The organism is Actinoplanes sp. NPDC051633 (assembly GCF_040681735.1).
In the GTDB taxonomy this organism is placed as follows: Bacteria; Actinomycetota; Actinomycetes; order Mycobacteriales; family Micromonosporaceae; genus Actinoplanes.
Genome location: NZ_JBFAZH010001416.1, coordinates 1 through 1,784 on the forward strand (window position 1 = coordinate 1; position 1,784 = coordinate 1,784).

At 70.5% G+C, this 1,784-nt stretch carries 2 protein-coding genes and 1 pseudogene; 1 reads left to right on the top strand and 2 read right to left on the bottom strand.

Annotation, left to right across the window (positions count from 1 at the left end; all coding sequences use genetic code 11):
- Positions 1-271 (top strand): annotated as a pseudogene (locus tag AB0M20_RS41585) (hypothetical protein); the annotation flags it as partial.
- Positions 272-279: 8 nt separating this feature from the next.
- On the opposite strand, the gene AB0M20_RS41590 reads toward AB0M20_RS41585, so the two are convergent.
- Both AB0M20_RS41590 and AB0M20_RS41595 read right to left on the bottom strand, forming a co-directional pair.
- Complete coding sequence (locus AB0M20_RS41590) at positions 280-741, bottom strand: hypothetical protein (RefSeq protein ID WP_364306841.1); 462 nt, start codon at positions 739-741, stop codon at positions 280-282.
- Between the two features lie 54 nt (positions 742-795).
- Positions 796-1,236: an ANTAR domain-containing protein gene (locus tag AB0M20_RS41595; protein WP_364306843.1), complete on the bottom strand. Its 441-nt coding sequence runs from the start codon at positions 1,234-1,236 to the stop codon at positions 796-798.
- Between the last annotated feature and the right edge of the window lie 548 nt (positions 1,237-1,784).

Sequence of the window (1,784 nt, forward strand, 5' to 3'; positions counted from 1 at the left end):
CCTGCGGCGAAGCGCCGGCGTCGAGGAGGTCAACGCGGCGTTCCGCGAGGCTGCCGCCTCGCAGCAGCTGCGGCGCTACCTGCAGTACTCCGAGGCGCCGCTGGTGTCGGCGGACATCGTCGGCAACCCGTACTCGTCGATCTTCGACGCACCGCTGACCGCGGCCGTCGGCAACCAGGTCAAGGTGCACGGCTGGTACGACAACGAGTGGGGTTTCGCCAACCGCCTCGTCGAGTTCTCCGAGCGGATCGCACCTGCCGCGGCGTCCTGAGGATCCGCTCAGTGCGGATGGCGCGCGCTGCTCATCTGCTCCGCGGGTCGCGGCCGGTCGCCCGCGAGCAGCGCGAACAACGCCAACGCGGCGGCCAGCAGGGCCGCGACCGAGATGGCAAAGCCACGATCCATGCCCTGCGGGGCCAGCATCACCCCGGCGATCAGGACCACGACGGCTGCGGCGGCCATGGCGAGACGGATGCTCCGCTGTGGCGCGCCGCTCCGCCGGATCCCGTTTGCAGTCGCGACGGCACCGCCCGCCTCGCGCAGCCCCCGCCACACGCTGACGGCGATGACGGCGGCGCCCACCGCGCCGGCGAGGCCGGCGACGAGGAAGGGCACCGCAATTCCGTAAACGCCCTGCGCCGCGGCGCCGGCACCGGACAGCGCGAGCATCGCGAACACGGCGACCGCAAAGCCGTGCAGCGCCACGCTGCGGCGCAGGCGCCACTGTTCGGAAGTCGTCAACGCACTCTCCGTCCGAGCTCGGTTCGGCGCCATCGTCCCACGCGGTCGCGGGCATTACGGAGCGTCGTACTTCCCAGGGGTTTCGACGGTGCGGGCCACCAAGGCTTGAGCGGCCTCGCGGACGGTGCGGTTGGTGTCCTGCGCCATCGCCGTCAGGACGGCGAAGGCCTCCGCCGGAGTGCAGCGCCGTTCGCCCATGATGATGCCGGTGGCCTGTTCAATGACGGCTCCGCTGGCCATGGCCGCATCCGCGTGCCGGGAAAGGGTCGTCCGGGCGTCGTTGAGGTAGTCGTTGGCCATGGCGAGACCGGCAAACCCGGCGAAGGCCTGCCCCACGACGACGGCATGGTCGTCGAAGGCGTGCGGTTCGGTGGCGTAGAGGTTGAGCGCCCCGCTGACCGTGGCGTGGGGCGGCAGCCCGATGGACAGGGAGCTGAGGGCACCCGCTCGAAGTGCGCGGGCGGTCCAGTCCGGACACCGGCTTTCGGTTGCCATGTCGCTGACGGACTCGATGGCGGTCGTGGATGCGGCGTCCAGGCAGGGTCCTTGGCCCAGCTCGTACTGTGACTCTCGAGGGCCAGGGCGAGGCCACCGGTGCACGCCGGAGTGTGCGCATCCGAGCCCTGCACCACGGTGACGGATGCCTCGGCGACCCTCGGGATGCTGACCCCGGCGAGGTCGACGACGCATTGGAACACGTCGCGGAGGCCGGTCTCGCGGGGCTTGATCCGTCCGAGTTGCGCGAAGGCGTCGATAGGCTGCGTGAGCCGGCTGTATGTCATGAGCGTGTCCTGAGAAAGGCACATCACCGGCGCCTCGACGGGGCCGGCATGCGTAGATCGCTGCAGGCCCCCGCACGGGGGTCCTAGACCTACGCCGCTTCTTGACGATGGTTCGGTCGACGGTTGAAGGCGTCGACTACAGACCCCGAGCGTACGCGCCCCCGCGGACGTGGGGTGACTGTCGACGTTCGTGTCCGGATAGGCTGGGCGTCTGCGGCACGGCGCCTTCGATGGGCGTCGTCGAGACCAGCGTCAAGAAGC